Raw genomic sequence first — 14,986 nt, 5'->3', positions numbered from 1 at the left:
AGATAATTTTTATCCCATTTTTAAAATGGTTAAAAAGAAGGAAAAAATATGAAAGAGATTTATTTAGATAATAACGCTACAACGATGATTGATCCTAGCGTTTTTGAACTTATGAAACCATATTTAGAAAACATTTATGGTAATCCAAATTCGCTTCATCGTTTCGGACAAGCAACACATAAGCCACTAAATGAGGCTTTAGATAAATTATATTCAGGTTTAGGTGCAAGTGATTTAGATGATGTAATCATTACTTCATGTGCTACTGAGAGTATTAACTGGGTTTTAAAAGGTATTTATTTTGATGAGATTTTAAACAAAGATAAAAACGAAATCATAATAAGCGGAGTAGAGCACCCTGCAGTTGGAGCTACCTGTGCTTTTTTAGAAGCAAGACTTGGTGTAAAAATCAAAACCTTACCTGTAAATAGCGAAGGCACTTGCAATGTGCAAGATTTAAAAGAAATGATAAGCGACAAAACTGCGCTTGTAAATATCATGTGGGCGAACAATGAAACAGGAATGATTTTCCCTATTAAGCAATTATGTGATATTGCTCATGAGCATGGGGCTTTATTTCATACAGACGCAACTCAGGCAGTAGGTAAAATCAAAGTAGATTTTAGAAGTGCAGGGGTTGATTTTGCTTCATTTTCAGCTCATAAATTCCACGGACCAAAAGGAGTTGGTGGGCTTTATATTAAACAAGGCTTAAAGCTTACTTCGTTACTTCATGGCGGAGAGCATATGGGTGGCCGTAGAAGTGGGACATTAAATGTTGCAGGAATTGTTGGAATGGCTGAGGCTTTAAGGCTTGCAAATTTAATGCTAGATTACGAGAATTCACACATAAGAAGATTAAGAGATAAACTTGAAGATGAGATTTTAACTATACCTGATGTTAGTGTGGTTGGAAGTAGAGAAAATAGAGTTCCTAATACTATTTTAGCAAGTATTAAAGGCGTTGAAGGCGAAGCAATGCTTTGGGATTTAAACAAGGCTGGCATAGCTGCAAGCACAGGAAGTGCGTGTGCATCTGAAAACCTTGAGAGCAATCCTATAATGGAAGCTATCGGAGCTGAAGCTGATTTAGCCCATACTGCACTAAGACTTAGTTTAAGTAGATTTAATACAGAAAGCGAAATTGATTATGCAGCAGAGCAAATCAAAATAGCTGCAAAGCGTTTAAGAGCAATTTCAAGCACTTATGCTTATACACCAAGCTTTCTTAAAAAGGATAAATAATGGCAAAGAATAATTTAATAAGCGGTTCAATTTGGGATGAGTATTCACAAAAAGTTCAGGATTTAATGAATAATCCAAGACACATGGGAGAGCTAACTGAAGAAGATGCGAAAGCAACTAATACAAAGCTTATTGTAGCAGATTTTGGAGCTGAGAGTTGTGGAGATGCTGTTAGGCTTTATTGGTTAGTTGATGAGGCTACAAATATCATAAAAGATGCTAAATTTAAAAGCTTTGGCTGTGGAACAGCGATTGCAAGTAGCGATACTATGGCAGGTTTATGTATAGGAAAAAGTGTTGATGAAGCTGTGAAGATTACAAATATTGATGTTGAGTTTGCTATGCGTGATAATCCAGAAACTCCTGCAGTTCCACCTCAAAAAATGCATTGTAGCGTAATGGCTTATGATGTTATAAAAGCTGCAGCTGCTCAGTATAAAGGTGTAAATCCTGAAGATTTTGAAGAAGAAATAATAGTATGTGAGTGTGCAAGAGTTAGCCTTAAGACAATAAAAGAAGTAATAAGATTAAATGATTTAAAATCAGTTGAGCAAATCACACAATATACTAAAGCAGGTGCGTTTTGTAAATCTTGCGTAAGAGCTGGCGGACATGAAAAAAGAGAATATTATCTAGTAGATATTTTAGCTGAAACTAGAGCGCAAATGGATAAAGAGCGTTTAGCAAAAGCTACACTAAGTGATAATTTTGATGATTTAACTGTTGTAAAACAAATTAAAGCTGTAGAAGAGCTATTAGATGCTGAAATTCGCCCAATGCTTCATATGGATGGCGGTGATTTAGAAGTTATTGATATTCAAAAAGGCAATGATGGTATGTGTGATTTATATATTCGCTATTTAGGAGCATGTAGTGGCTGTTCTAGTGGAAGCACTGGGACATTATATGCGATTGAAAATGTTTTACAAGAAAACTTAAGTCCAAATATAAGAGTAATTCCTGTATAATTTATGGCAAGTTAAATTGCCATAAATTTTAAGGAATTTGAAATAGGAATTTCAATATCTGTTTTAAATTGCTAATCTTAAAATTACAAAAGACTTTCCGAAATTTAAGTTCCATTTTTACTAATACTTAAATTAACTAATTCCTAATCTTATTTTATTGTTTTCTCCTAGTTTTAAAAGTTCATCAAATAATTTATCCTTTTCTTTATCAAAATCAAATTTAAAGCTTTGTTTCATTAGTTTTTCTTTATCTACAAATTCATCCATTGAAATTCCATGTTTTTTAAAAATAGCTTGTAATTTAGGGTGATCAAGTCCTACACTTCCAGATGGTAAATCAAAATTATTCATAAATTCTTTTGATGATTTTTTAGCAAATTCAATTATTTTTAATTCTAAATCAGGTGTTATTTGATAGTTTTCTATGATTTCTTCTGCAGTTTTTAAACCTTCGTAATCTAAATCATTTTTAACTGATTCTATTTTTTTAGTCTCAACTATCCCACAAGCTTCTAAGAACATCATTACTCCTACATCTTCTTTAGGTAATCTTGCTATATAGTCATCTGGGGTTTCTTTATCTTTCCTAGGAGTGTGCCATTCAGTTGGGAAAAATAAACAATGTCCATAATGTAACCAAGCAAAATCATCTTCAGCATTTGATATACACTTATTAATTAGTTCATCATTTATAGTGTTTGCTGCTTTACTTTGAGCTTGTAAGGCTTCTTCAAATGAAGTGTTTTTATTATCTTTTAAATTATTTGTCTTAGTGTAAGAACTAAGAACAATCCTATCATTTATTATCATTTGCTCTCCTTTAATGTAATTTGATAAGAAGTAGCAAAATATGTTCCTCTTAATTAAAAGAATTTGAATTAGGAATTTGAAAAATTATTAAATTTTTATAAATGTTTTGATATTCTATTATTTAGAATAATTACTAAATTAATGTGGGTAAAAATATGAATATCACTAAACCTATTTATAACCTTACTTGGTCTAATTTTAGTTTTTTAAAAGACACTACTTTAAAGCAAACTAGTTTAATTGATGAAAATAAACTAAGTGATGAAGAAATTAATCAAATTAATATAACAAGCATTACAAATGATTTTAAATATAAAACCAATAAAGAGCAAGATTACAATACATTCTTTTCATTTTTAAACGAAAATATAGGAGTAAAATTAGATGAAAAAAATTTATTAAGAATGCAAGATTTTTTTGACAATGATAATTTTATTAAAAATAATAAAGGTTTTATATTAGATAAAAGTGCTGCTAGTTTTATTGGTTCTTGGTTTAATGAAATTGCATTTAATCAAAATTTTTTAAATGCAGATACCAATAAAGATGGTTTTTTAAATAAAGCAGAGATGCTAAATACATTCAAATCTACAGCTTATAATCAAGGTAATATTTATGAGCGTTTTGGTGAAGTTGATTATAAAATAGCTAGTTTGTTAGGGGAGTTAAAAAATTACACTAGTATAAGTAATGCATTAAATAAGGTAATAAGCGATGATACTAATTTTGATTTAAGAATAACCGGTAAAGAAGCTTATGGGGTTAGTGGAATTGCTAGAAGTGTTGATATTAATTTAAACAATATTGATAAAGCAAAATTAGAAGAGTTGATGAAAAAAAACATAGAAGAAGAATATGAAATGTTAATTAAATTAGCTGCAATTTTAGCAAAGGCTGAGAGAAATGATAAGTTAAGCGATGATGATATAAAAGTTTTAAAAGCTTTTAATATGGATTATCAAGATAAAATAAATAATATTTCAAAAGAATTTAAAATAAATAAAAACGATTTAGAAAACATTATTAACAACGATAAACTAGATGAATTCGATGATTTTTTAAAAGATTTTTTACAAGATTTAAGTAAGGTAAAATTACTAGATATTAGAGTTTAAATTAAGATTAAGCTTTTAAATCTAGCAATTTATAATCTTTAAGCTCATCAATTAGCTTTATACTAAAATTGCAAAAATCTTCTAAAGTATTTTTGTCTTTTAATTCTTTTTCTTTATCTTCATTTATTTTTAAAGCATTTGAGTTTTTAAATAGTTTTATATCTTGCTTTAGTTTTCTTATGCGATTGTTTTCTTCATTTATTGCGTATTCTTTTAGCTTTTTGTCTATTTTAGGTTTTTCATCAAGTTCAATTTTTTCGCTATATTTATATAAGTTTTCTAAGTCTTTTAGATATTTTTCTTTACTCTCGTTTAGCACAAGTTCATCTAAAGTTAATGAACCATCTTTGTTTTTATCCTTTAAAATAGTATCGCTTAAATCCTTTGAAATAGTATTGTGAGCTTCGTATATTTCATCACTAATATAATCTCCTTTAGCGTTAAGTTCTACATTAGTAATTTGCAATAAATTATATTCGTTAATTTCACCATTAAGCCTTATACCTAGTCTTGAGTTTAATATCTCTTCTTTGCTAAGCACTGCGTTTTGGCTAACTTCTAAAAATTTATTAGCAATCTCACTAAACCAACCCGCTACATAATTAGCCGCATCTCCTTTTAAAATAGTTTTTCCATTTTCATCTAAAAAATCATTCTTATTAAAAAAGCTTTTTAAATCTTTTAAAATATCTTTATCTAAGCTAATTCCTACGCTTTTATTATCAAGGCTAAAAAATACATTTAATTCTTTATCACTTGTTTTATATTCAAAATTATTTGTTTTTATATCTTTTCTTATTTGGCTTAGATTTAGGGTGCTATTTACATCAGCTTTTTTACTAACACTTGTATTTATACAAGAACTTAAATCTACGCAAAACCCATCTATTTTTAGCATTTTTTCTCCTTTATTTAACTTATATCGGTTAATTTGAGAAAAAATTGATAAGGAATTTGAAATAGGAAATTAAGTTTTTAAAAATTTGAATTTCTTATTTTAAATTCCTTTGAATTTATCTTGAAAATACATTGAAAAAATTAAGGAATTTGAAATAGGAATTTCAAGTTTTGTTTTTTAGTGATTGTTTTTTTGAATTGAGATATTTTTTAAATTATTTAAGGGGAAGGGAAGGAGACTTGAATTGCGAAGTCGTTCTCCTTCCCTTCCCCTTAAACCCCTTCCCATCCACTGACAACGCTACTTAAGGGAAAAATTGCCTAAAACTCATAACCTTTTTATTCGCTTACGCTCATAAAAAGCCAAATGAGTTTTTTAACGGCAATTTTCCATTATTTTTTACTGTAATTTTGTTCACTAACGCTCACAAAATTACTTTGAAATTCTTAGTTTAAATTCTTTTATTTTTGTGATAGAAATTTGTAGAATTTAAAATAGGAATTTGAAATTACGATTTGTGTAATTTCAAATAAGAGTTAAAAAGCTTTTGTTTAATTTTCTTATATTTCCTTGAAAATTAACGCTGATTGTGTTGTTTTCTACATTTGTTACTTTGCCTATGCCAAATAATTTATGAGATACTAAAGCATTTATTTTAAACTCTGAGCTTTCTTCTTTTACTTCTTCTTTTGCTTTAATAAGCATTATTTCGCTTACAAAAATACTTGGATTTGTTAAATCGTATTGAAAATAAAATTTCTTTTTAGCCCTAGTAATTGCTACATATAAAAGTCTTCGCTCTTCTTCAATATCAACCCCGCCACCCATAAAAGCGCAAGGCATTTTGCCATTATCACAATCAATCAAAAATACATAAGAAAACTCAAGCCCCTTGCTAGCATGTATGCTTAAAAGATTTATGCATTCATTACTTTCTTTTAGGATTTGCTCTTGTAAGATGATTTTGTTTAAAAAATTAGTAAGTTTAGTAATATCAGCATTAAAGCCACATTCTCTTCTAATAATATCAAAAAACACCGAGCAGTTTTCTTCTCTTGCCTTTACATTATCAAATAATTTATGAACTTCTAAGCCTAATAATTTATTTAAAAATAAAGCAAATTTATCTTGCGTATTGGTAAAAAGCTCCACAAAATCATTAATTTCTTTATTTTTAAAACTTGCTAGATTATCCTTTAGGCTCTCAAGTAAAGAAAGCTTAGTAGCATTATTTTCAAGCTTTTCTAAGGCTTTTTCACCGAACTTTCTTTTAGGCATATTTATGATTTTTTTGAAAGCTAAATTATCATTATGATTAATATAAAGCCTTAAATAATTTAAAAGCAGTTTTATCTCAGCTCTTTCAAAAAACGGCACCGAGCCTATTACTTTATAAGGAATATTTTCGCTAATTAGCCTAGGTTCAATGAAATTTGCACTCATATTCATTCTATAAATAATACAAATCTCACTAGGTTTTACATCGTTTTCTATAAGTTTTTTTATCTCATAAACTACTTCATGATAATTTTCAAGCCTAGTAATATCATCATCTATTTTATTATTAGTAAAAAGCTCTTTTCCATATCTTGATTTATTGTTTGAGATTACATTGTTTGCATGAGTTAATATAGTTTTCGTGCTTCTATAATTTTCTTCAAGTTTTATTATCTTTGAACCCTTAAAATCATCAGCAAAACCTAAGATATTTTGCACCCTTGCATGGCGAAATGAATAAATGCTTTGATCATCATCACCAACTACTACTATATTTTGATGAGCCGTGCAAAGTAGCTTTAATAATTTTAATTGAGCTAGGTTAGTATCTTGATACTCATCTACCATTATATAAGAGTATTTTTCGCTTACTTTTTTTGCAGTTGCTGGATTTTGCTTTAAAATATCGTGCGGTAAAATGATTAAATCATCAAAGTCAATTAAATTATCTCTAGTTAAAATTTCTTCGTATTTTACATATATTTCGTGATTTGTATTTGCTGTTTCAAATTCCAAAGTATTTTTTACTTCTTCTATATAAGCAAGAGCTTTTTTCGTTTCATCGTTTAAAAATTCTCTTTCTTCTTTTAAAATTTCTTTATCTTTTTTATCTTTTACTAAGAAATTAATATCATCTAGCCTAATTTTATCTAAGACTAGGCTTTTTATAATGTCTTTTTTATCATCAGTATCAATTAGCCTATAATTTTTTCTTCTACGCCCATCAAGTAATTCTATATATTCACTCAAAAACTCCATTCCAAAGCTATGAAATGTGCTAAGAGTTGGCAAATTTCCACTAAAGCCAATATCGTTTAGCATTGAAACTGCTCTCTCTTTCATAGAAGCTGCAGCTTTATTTGTAAATGTAAGGCTTAAGATTGATTCAGGACTAATTCCAACTTCGCTTATTAGATAAACTAATCTACTAATCATAGTTTGGGTTTTACCTGTTCCAGCACCTGCTAAAATTAGCAAACTTCCATCTACAAAAGTAGCCGCCTCTTTTTGAGCGGGATTTAGTTTATCTAAATAACTCATTCACAAAACTCCTGAACCATTTTTGAAATTTCATTTATACCTAATTGCCAAAACTCATCGCTATTTAAATCAAGACCAAAAAGAGCAACCAACTCAGCCGGTGATTTAGAACCCCCACTTGCTAAAAACTCAGTATAAATATCCACAAAATTAGGGCATTTTCCACTCTTATAAAGTCCAAATAAAGCTAAAACTAATAATTGCGCATAAGAATAAGCATAGCAATAAAACGGCGAATGTATAAAATGTGGAATATAACTAAACCAATATTTATATTTTTTGCGTAATTTTACGCTAGAGCCAAACATTTTTTGCCCTTCAGCTAGCCATAAATCGCAAAGCTCATCTACACTTAATTCGCCTTCGTGATTATGTAAAGCAATTTCGAAATTTGTAAAATTAATTTGTCTAAAAAAGGTTGCGAAAATATCTTCAATTTTACTTGCTAGAAGTGCTTTTTTCTCCTTTGCACTAAGCGTATCTTTAATAGCGTCATAAGTTAGCATTTCAGCAAATACACTAGCAGTCTCAGCTGTGGTTAATGGTGTGTTTGCATTAAAATATCCAAGCTTTTGCCCAGCTAAACTTTGATGAATTAAATGCCCTAATTCGTGAGCTAAGGTAAATAAATCTCTTTGATTATTTGTATGATTTAGCATTACGAATGGTTGTGGATTTATACCATAGCTAAATGCTCCACCACGCTTATTTTTAGCTGGATATACATCAAGTGCATGATTATTTAAAGCTTTTTGCATAATATCAGCAAATTTTGGACTAAATTTATTAAATGTATCTTTTACAACTTTACAAGATTTTTCAAAATCCCAATCATTGCTAGTATCAGAGTAAAGCGGTGCGTATCTATCATAATCTTTTAGCTCTTTTAAGCCTAGAATTTCACGCTTTTTATTATAATATTTTTCTACCAGATGATAATTGCTTTCAGCAACTTTGATTAAACTCATAACGCTTTCATCACTTATTTGATTGCTTAAATTCCTTGCTCTTAAAGGATTTTCATATCCTCTTAATTCGCATTCGGTTTTGTGATGATTTTTAATCATATTAAAAATAAAGCTTAGAGTTTTGATATTTTTCTTAAGTCCTTTTGTAAGTGCGTCGGCTGCTCTTTTTCTTAAAGCTCTATCAGGGCTATAAAGTTTGCTTAATAATTCTTCTTCGCTAATTTTTTCTAAATCAAGCTTAAAAGTAATATTGCTTAAATACTCATCAAATAATCTTGAAAAGGCTTCATTTCCATTTACGCTCATTTTCATAAATATTTGTTCGTTACTCTTGCTTAGCTGATATTTTTTGCTCTTTAGCCAGTTATTTAGCATATATGAGTATTCGCTACTTTTGTTTGCAATTTCTTGTGCGTTTTCAAGTTCGCAAAACTCAATTTCAAAAAATACTAATTTTGAAGAAATTTTTGTGCAAATTTCGCTTATTTCTTGCAAAAATGCTCCGTTTGAGCTATCTTTTGCAAAGTTTAAATAAGCATAAGCACCAGCTTTGCTAAGTCCTTCGTAAATATTTTCTAATTCTTTAATTCCTATTTCAAATTCCACGCATTCGTTAAGTTTATTTTCGTATTTACTAGCAAAATCATCAGCTCTTTTTTCTAAATCTTTTAAATTATTGTATAAATCTTCTTTGTTTTTATAAATTATGCTTAAATCCCATTCCATTTTAAACCCTACTTAAATCTATTTGTGTATCAGAGCAAATCGCAGAAAATAGCACATCAGTTGAGCTATTTAGTGCAGTTTCAACGCTATCTTGAATAACACCTATTATAAAGCCAACTCCAACTACTTGCATAGCAATATCATCGCTTATCCCAAATAACGAGCAAGCAAGTGGAACTAAAAGCAAAGAACCCCCAGCAACCCCACTAGCCCCACAAGCAGCAAACGCAGCTAAAAAGCTTAACAATAATGCTTGTGTAAAGCTTACATTAATTCCTAGAGTATGCACAGCCGAAAGTGCTAATATAGCAATGGTTACGGCAGCTCCTGCCATATTGATGGTTGCACCTAGTGGAATTGAAACTCCATATAATTCTTTATCTACATTGATTTTTGAGCAAAGTGCCATATTTACAGGAATATTTGCAGCCGAACTTCTAGTAAAGAAAGCATAAATTGCAGAATGTTTTAAACAAACCCAAACCAAAGGATAAGGATTTTTCTTAGTTACAAAAAATACTATTAAAGGATTTATTACAAATGTTACAAATAGCATAGTGCCAACCAAAACTACTAATAACATCGCATAATTTGCCATTGTTTCAATTCCTGTTCTTGCTATATTTGAGCTTACAAGTCCAAAGATTCCAAATGGTGCTAAGCGAACAATAAATGCTACGATTTTAATAGTTCCTTCGTTAATATCTATAAAAACTCTTTTTACTTCTTTTGAGCAAGTCTTAAGTGCAATTCCTGCTGCAATTGCCCAAGTTAAAATACCTATATAATTTCCGTTAGCTAAGGCTTTTACAGGGTTTTCAACCATACTAAATAATAAATCTTGAAATACTTTAATAACACTACTAGGTGGGATCAAATCAGTATTTTGTGGGATTTCTAAAATTAGCTTTGTAGGGAATAAAAACGACGCTACAACAGCACAAACAGAAGCTAAAAATGTCCCTATTAAATATAAAATTATAACTTTTTTAATTTTCTTTGTTCCATCTCCGTATTCTCTAGTAGAAATCGCACTAAGCACTAAAATAAATACTAAAATTGGAGCAATAGCTTTTAATGCACCTATAAAAAAATTACCCAAAAGTGAAGTAAAATCAACCAAACTAGGAACAAAAATTCCAACAATAACACCTAAAATAATGCCTATTAGTATTTGCACGATTAAATTAGTGCTTTTATACCTTGTAATAACTGAACTTAGCATACTCATAAACTCTCCTTAAAAAGGAAAAAATATAGCAAATCACTCTTACAAAATATTAACTATAAAGGCTAAAATTAAGCAAAAATTTATTATAAAGGATAATAAATGTATTTATTCACAAGTGAAGTAGTTAGTGCGGGTCATCCTGATAAATGTGCTGATATTATTGCTGATACCATAGTTGATTTGCATATAAACTATGATAAAAATGCTCGTGTAGCAAGCGAAGTTTTCGTAGCTGGTAAAAATGTAATAATCGGCGGAGAAATCAAATCAAATTTAAAAGTTAGTCAAGAAGAATACGAAGAATTAGTAAAAAACGCTTTAATTAAGATAGGTTATAAAGAAGATTCACATTTTAGCAAGGCTGAGTGCTTACACCCAAGTGATGTTAAAGTGCAAGTTTTATTAAACGAACAAAGTAATGATATTAATCAAGGTGTTGATCAAAAAGACGGCGAAATAGGAGCAGGAGATCAAGGTATGATGTTTGGCTTTGCAAGTAGTGAAGCGCCTGAGTTTATGCCTGCTGCAATTTATTATGCAAGATTAATTTGCAATAAAGTTTATGAATACGCTTTAAATAATCCGCATGAGTTTGGAGTTGATATTAAAACTCAAGTTACAATTGATTATGAGAGCAAAGAAAATTACGAAAATTGTAAGCCTAAAAAAATCCATACAATAGTAGTTTCAGCTCCAAGTGTGAGTTCTTTAAGCCTTGATGAGGTTCGCACAAAAATTATGAGTTTAATAGAAAACTCAGGCTTACCAAAAGAATTATTTAATAAAAATGATTGCATTATTTATATTAACCCAACAGGTCGCTATGTAAATCACTCAAGCTTACATGATAGTGGTCTTACAGGTAGAAAACTAATAGTAGATAGTTTTGGTGGGTATAGCCCAATAGGTGGGGGTGCTCAAAGCTCTAAAGATTATACCAAGGTTGATAGAAGTGGGCTATATGCTGCAAGATACATTGCAAAAAATATCGTAGCAAGTGGCTTAGCTAAAAAGTGCATAGTGCAAATTAGTTACGCAATAGGTATTGCAAAACCAACAAGCGTAAATGTTGATTGTATGGGAACAAATACAAGTGTAGATGATAATATTTTAAGTGCATTTGTTGAAAGCAATTTCGCTTTAACTCCTAGATGGATTAAAGAAAAATTTAGATTAGATGAGCCAAGTAAAGCAGGATTTTCTTATGCTGATGTGGCAACTTACGGACAAGTTGGCGTTGCGTCATATCCTTGGGAAAAGCTTGATAGCGTTGAGATTTTTAAAAGTTTAGCGAAATGAAAGTAGGAATTGTTGGATTAGGTGCAGTTGGCAGTGCAGCTTCTTTTATGATTGCAAGTTGCAATATAGCAAACGAACTTTATTTGTTTGATAAGATTCAAGGTCTTGCACTTGCAAGTATGCAAGATCTTGAAGATTCGTTAGAATATACGAATTCAAATTCTAAAATAATCGCAGCAAATAATTTAAGCGAATTAGTTCAATGTGATGTTATTGTTCTAGCTTATACAGCTTGTATTGAGCCTGATAGAACACTTGAGCTTAAGGCAAATTATGAACCTTTAAAAGAAATTATCAAAGGCTTAGATGGTTTTAAAGGTATTTTTGTAATCGCTACTAATCCAAACGATAGCATAGTTTATTATGCTCAAAAATTAAGCAAAATTGATGCTACAAAAGTAATAGGGACAGGAACTACCTTAGATAGTGCAAGAGTAAAGATTGAGATAGCAAAAAGAACTAATGTTTCGTATAAAAATATAAATGCTTATATGTTAGCAGAGCATGGAGATACTCAGTTTTTATATGCTAGTAATGCTAGTATTGCAGGTAAAAATATAAGCGAATTTAATTTAAATTTAGAAGAAATTGAAAACAAAGCTCGTTTTAAAGGCGGAGAGATTTTTAAGGTTAAAGGTAAAACGGAATTTGGAATAGGAAGCACGATTGCAAGAATTATTAAGGCTATTAAAGATGATGAGAATTTAATCACGCCTTTAAGTTTCGTTCAAGGCAATTTGGCTTATTCTCGCCCTGTTATTTTAGGCAAAGGTGGGATTAAAAAAGTTCTTGATTTAAATCTAAGCGAAAGCGAAAAAGAAAAGTTAGAAATTTCAAAAAACTATATTTTAAAAACCATAAACTCAGTTGTTAATTTTTTATAATTTTTGTTTAATATACCTTTAAGATATTAAAGGGGTTAAAATTGTTAGAAAACGAAACTAGAACAAAATATATTGACACAAAGCTAGAAAACGCTGGGTGGCTTAAGGAAAACATTAAGAAAGAGTATTATTTCACCGATGGTAGGATACTAATCGGCGGTAAGCGTGGGGCTAGAAAATTCGCTGATTATCTACTACATCACAAAAACAACAACCTAGCAATAATAGAAGCCAAAAGGATAGGCAAAGACTGCCAAGACGGCTTACAGCAAGGCAAAGAATATGCAAAAATCTTAAATATCCGCTATGTGTATTCAACCAATGGGCGTGAGCTTTATGAGTATGATATGCATTTGTCAAAAGGCGAATTTATAGATGAATTCCCAAGCCCTGATGAGCTTTATCAAAAAACCTTTGGCGAGTTAGCAAAGCAAAACCTTTTAAGCCAAAAAGAGCTAATAGTAGAAAACAAACAGCTAAGATACTATCAAAAAATAGCCGTTGATAGCGTGATAAAAGGCATTTTGCAAAACAAATCAAGAATGCTTCTAACCTTAGCCACAGGCACAGGCAAGACCACCATAGCTTTTGCGATAGTTACAAGACTACTTAGCGCTGGATGGAACAAAGATAGCGCCAAAAGAAAACCAAAAATCCTTTTTCTATGCGATAGAATAAGCCTAAGAAATCAAGCCTTAGGAGAGTTTAACCCCATAGAAAATGACTGCGTCAGCCTAGAATCAAGCCAAAAAGATGGCATGATAAAAAGTGCAAATGTGTATTTTGGCATATATCAAAGCCTAGCAAGTGAAGACAAAAATTACAACGAGTTTTACACCAAATTCCCAAAAGACTTTTTTGACCTTATAATCATAGATGAGTGTCATAGGGGCGGAGCGAACGAAAACGGCTCATGGCAAGAGATTTTAAAATACTTTGAAAGTGCCATTCAGCTAGGCTTAACAGCCACACCAAAAAGAGATGATAATATAGATACTTATAAATACTTTGGCGAAAGTATCTATAAATACAGCCTAAAAGATGGCATAAACGATGGATTTTTGACCCCGTATAAGGTAAAAAAGCTAAGCACAAGCCTAAGCGATGGCTATATTTATAGCACTGGCGATATAGTAAAAGGGGAGCTAGAAAAACCCCGCTATAAATTTAGCGAGTTTGAAAAAAACATAAGCATACCAGCCTACAACGACCTAGTAGCAAGGCTAATCCTAGAAAATATGGAAGATTCTATGGATAAGACCATCATCTTTTGTGCCAATCAAAAACACGCAAGTGAAATAAGACACTACATTGATAAACACAAAAGCGTAAATCACAATGATTATTGTGTAAGGGTTACTAGCGATGAAGGTAAAATCGGGCTTGATTATCTAAGCCTTTTTCAAGACAATGACAAAGCCTACCCAGTGATACTCACAAGCTCAAAAATGCTAACCACAGGAGTAGATGCTAGAAATGTTAGAAATATAGTTTTGCTTTCAAATATCGCATCTATGGTAGAGTTTAAACAAATCATAGGCAGAGGAACTAGAGTTTATAAAGGCAAGGATTTTTTCACGATAATTGATTTTACTAATTCAACCGAGCTTTTTTATGATAGCGAGTGGGACGGCGAGATGATGAGCGATGAGCCTATCAAGCTAAAGCCAAAGAGCAAAGAAGAAAAAGAACCAAAAGAAATCACAAAAAAGCCAAGCAAAGATAAGCCAGTGGTATATCTTGGCAAATACCCAAGATTAGAAAAGGTAGAGACAAAATACATCCTAAACGATGATATCCCACTAAATACCAAAGAGTTTTTAGAAGCAGTGCTAGGCAAAGTAAGAGCAGTTGTAGCAAACGAACAAATGCTAAGGCAGATTTGGAGTGAGAAAAAAACTAGGCTTGAGTTTTTAAAGACTTTAGAAGCAAATGGCATAAGCGATGAAGATTTAGAAGAGCTAAAGCATATACTAAATGCTGATGATTGTGATTTGTATGATGTGTTTGCTTATCTTAGCTTTGGGGCGTTTAAAAAGAGCAGAAAGGACAGAGTGCAAAGCCTTAAAAATACGGAGTTTATAAAGGATATTAAAGATGATAATGCTATGGCTTTTATGAATTTCTTGCTTGATAAATACGAAAGATTTGGCATAAAAGAATTTGACGCAGGGCTTGGCACCTTGCTAACAAATAGCACACTAGATAAGGACAAAATCGCACAAGGCTTTGGCTCAAAAGAGCTATTAAAGGCAAGTTTTGAAAAGCTCCAAGAAGAGCTTTTTAGGGTATAAAGGAGATTAA

The 14,986-nt window shown here is 30.9% G+C and carries 11 protein-coding genes; 6 read left to right on the top strand and 5 right to left on the bottom strand.

The genetic code is table 11. The features are described 5' to 3' along the window. The first annotated feature begins 48 nt into the window (after positions 1 to 48). A complete protein-coding gene (locus tag AVANS_RS07810; RefSeq protein WP_239817322.1) occupies positions 49 to 1,245 on the top strand; it encodes a NifS family cysteine desulfurase in 1,197 nt (398 codons plus the stop codon). Next, positions 1,245 to 2,213, top strand: coding sequence for an iron-sulfur cluster assembly scaffold protein (locus tag AVANS_RS07805; protein WP_239817321.1), 969 nt, complete (start codon positions 1,245 to 1,247; stop codon positions 2,211 to 2,213). Before AVANS_RS07810 ends, AVANS_RS07805 begins: the two co-directional genes overlap by 1 nt. Before the next feature lie 132 nt (positions 2,214 to 2,345). On the opposite strand, the gene AVANS_RS07800 is transcribed toward AVANS_RS07805, so the two are convergent. Beyond that, a complete protein-coding gene (locus tag AVANS_RS07800) occupies positions 2,346 to 3,023 on the bottom strand; it encodes a hypothetical protein (RefSeq protein ID WP_239817320.1) in 678 nt (225 codons plus the stop codon). 155 nt (positions 3,024 to 3,178) lie between these two features. Here AVANS_RS07800 and AVANS_RS07795 point away from each other — a divergent pair, with 155 nt between their 5' ends. Further along, positions 3,179 to 4,138 carry a hypothetical protein gene (locus tag AVANS_RS07795; RefSeq protein WP_239817319.1) on the top strand — a complete coding sequence of 320 codons (960 nt, stop codon included), beginning with the start codon at positions 3,179 to 3,181 and terminating at the stop codon, positions 4,136 to 4,138. 7 nt (positions 4,139 to 4,145) lie between these two features. On the opposite strand, the gene AVANS_RS07790 is transcribed toward AVANS_RS07795, so the two are convergent. The 4 genes from AVANS_RS07790 to sstT form a co-directional block, all read right to left on the bottom strand. Then, complete coding sequence (locus AVANS_RS07790; RefSeq protein WP_239817318.1) at positions 4,146 to 5,036, bottom strand: hypothetical protein; 891 nt, start codon at positions 5,034 to 5,036, stop codon at positions 4,146 to 4,148. Between the two features lie 525 nt (positions 5,037 to 5,561). Beyond that, positions 5,562 to 7,574, bottom strand: a complete 2,013-nt coding sequence (locus AVANS_RS07785) for an ATP-dependent helicase (protein ID WP_239817317.1) — start codon at positions 7,572 to 7,574, stop codon at positions 5,562 to 5,564. After that, a complete protein-coding gene (locus tag AVANS_RS07780; RefSeq protein WP_239817316.1) occupies positions 7,571 to 9,268 on the bottom strand; it encodes a M3 family oligoendopeptidase in 1,698 nt (565 codons plus the stop codon). The genes AVANS_RS07785 and AVANS_RS07780 overlap by 4 nt, the downstream gene beginning before the upstream one ends. A gap of 1 nt (position 9,269) precedes the next feature. Continuing rightward, positions 9,270 to 10,493, bottom strand: a complete 1,224-nt coding sequence (gene sstT / locus AVANS_RS07775; RefSeq protein ID WP_239818549.1) for a serine/threonine transporter SstT — start codon at positions 10,491 to 10,493, stop codon at positions 9,270 to 9,272. Between the two features lie 105 nt (positions 10,494 to 10,598). On the opposite strand from sstT, the gene metK reads away from it, so the two are divergent. The 3 genes from metK to AVANS_RS07760 are packed head-to-tail and all read left to right on the top strand — an operon-like array spanning position 10,599 to position 14,976. Further along, the gene (gene metK, locus AVANS_RS07770; RefSeq protein WP_239817315.1) at positions 10,599 to 11,798 is read left to right on the top strand and encodes a methionine adenosyltransferase; all 1,200 of its coding nucleotides are present in this window, start codon (positions 10,599 to 10,601) and stop codon (positions 11,796 to 11,798) included. Continuing rightward, positions 11,795 to 12,682, top strand: a complete 888-nt coding sequence (locus tag AVANS_RS07765; protein ID WP_239817314.1) for an L-lactate dehydrogenase — start codon at positions 11,795 to 11,797, stop codon at positions 12,680 to 12,682. Before metK ends, AVANS_RS07765 begins: the two co-directional genes overlap by 4 nt. A gap of 41 nt (positions 12,683 to 12,723) precedes the next feature. After that, positions 12,724 to 14,976, top strand: coding sequence for a DEAD/DEAH box helicase family protein (locus AVANS_RS07760; protein ID WP_239817313.1), 2,253 nt, complete (start codon positions 12,724 to 12,726; stop codon positions 14,974 to 14,976). Positions 14,977 to 14,986 lie beyond the last annotated feature (10 nt).

The organism is Campylobacter sp. RM5004 (assembly GCF_022369455.1).
Taxonomy (GTDB): Bacteria; Campylobacterota; Campylobacteria; order Campylobacterales; family Campylobacteraceae; genus Campylobacter_E.
This window is presented reverse-complemented; position numbering and strand designations above follow the sequence as displayed.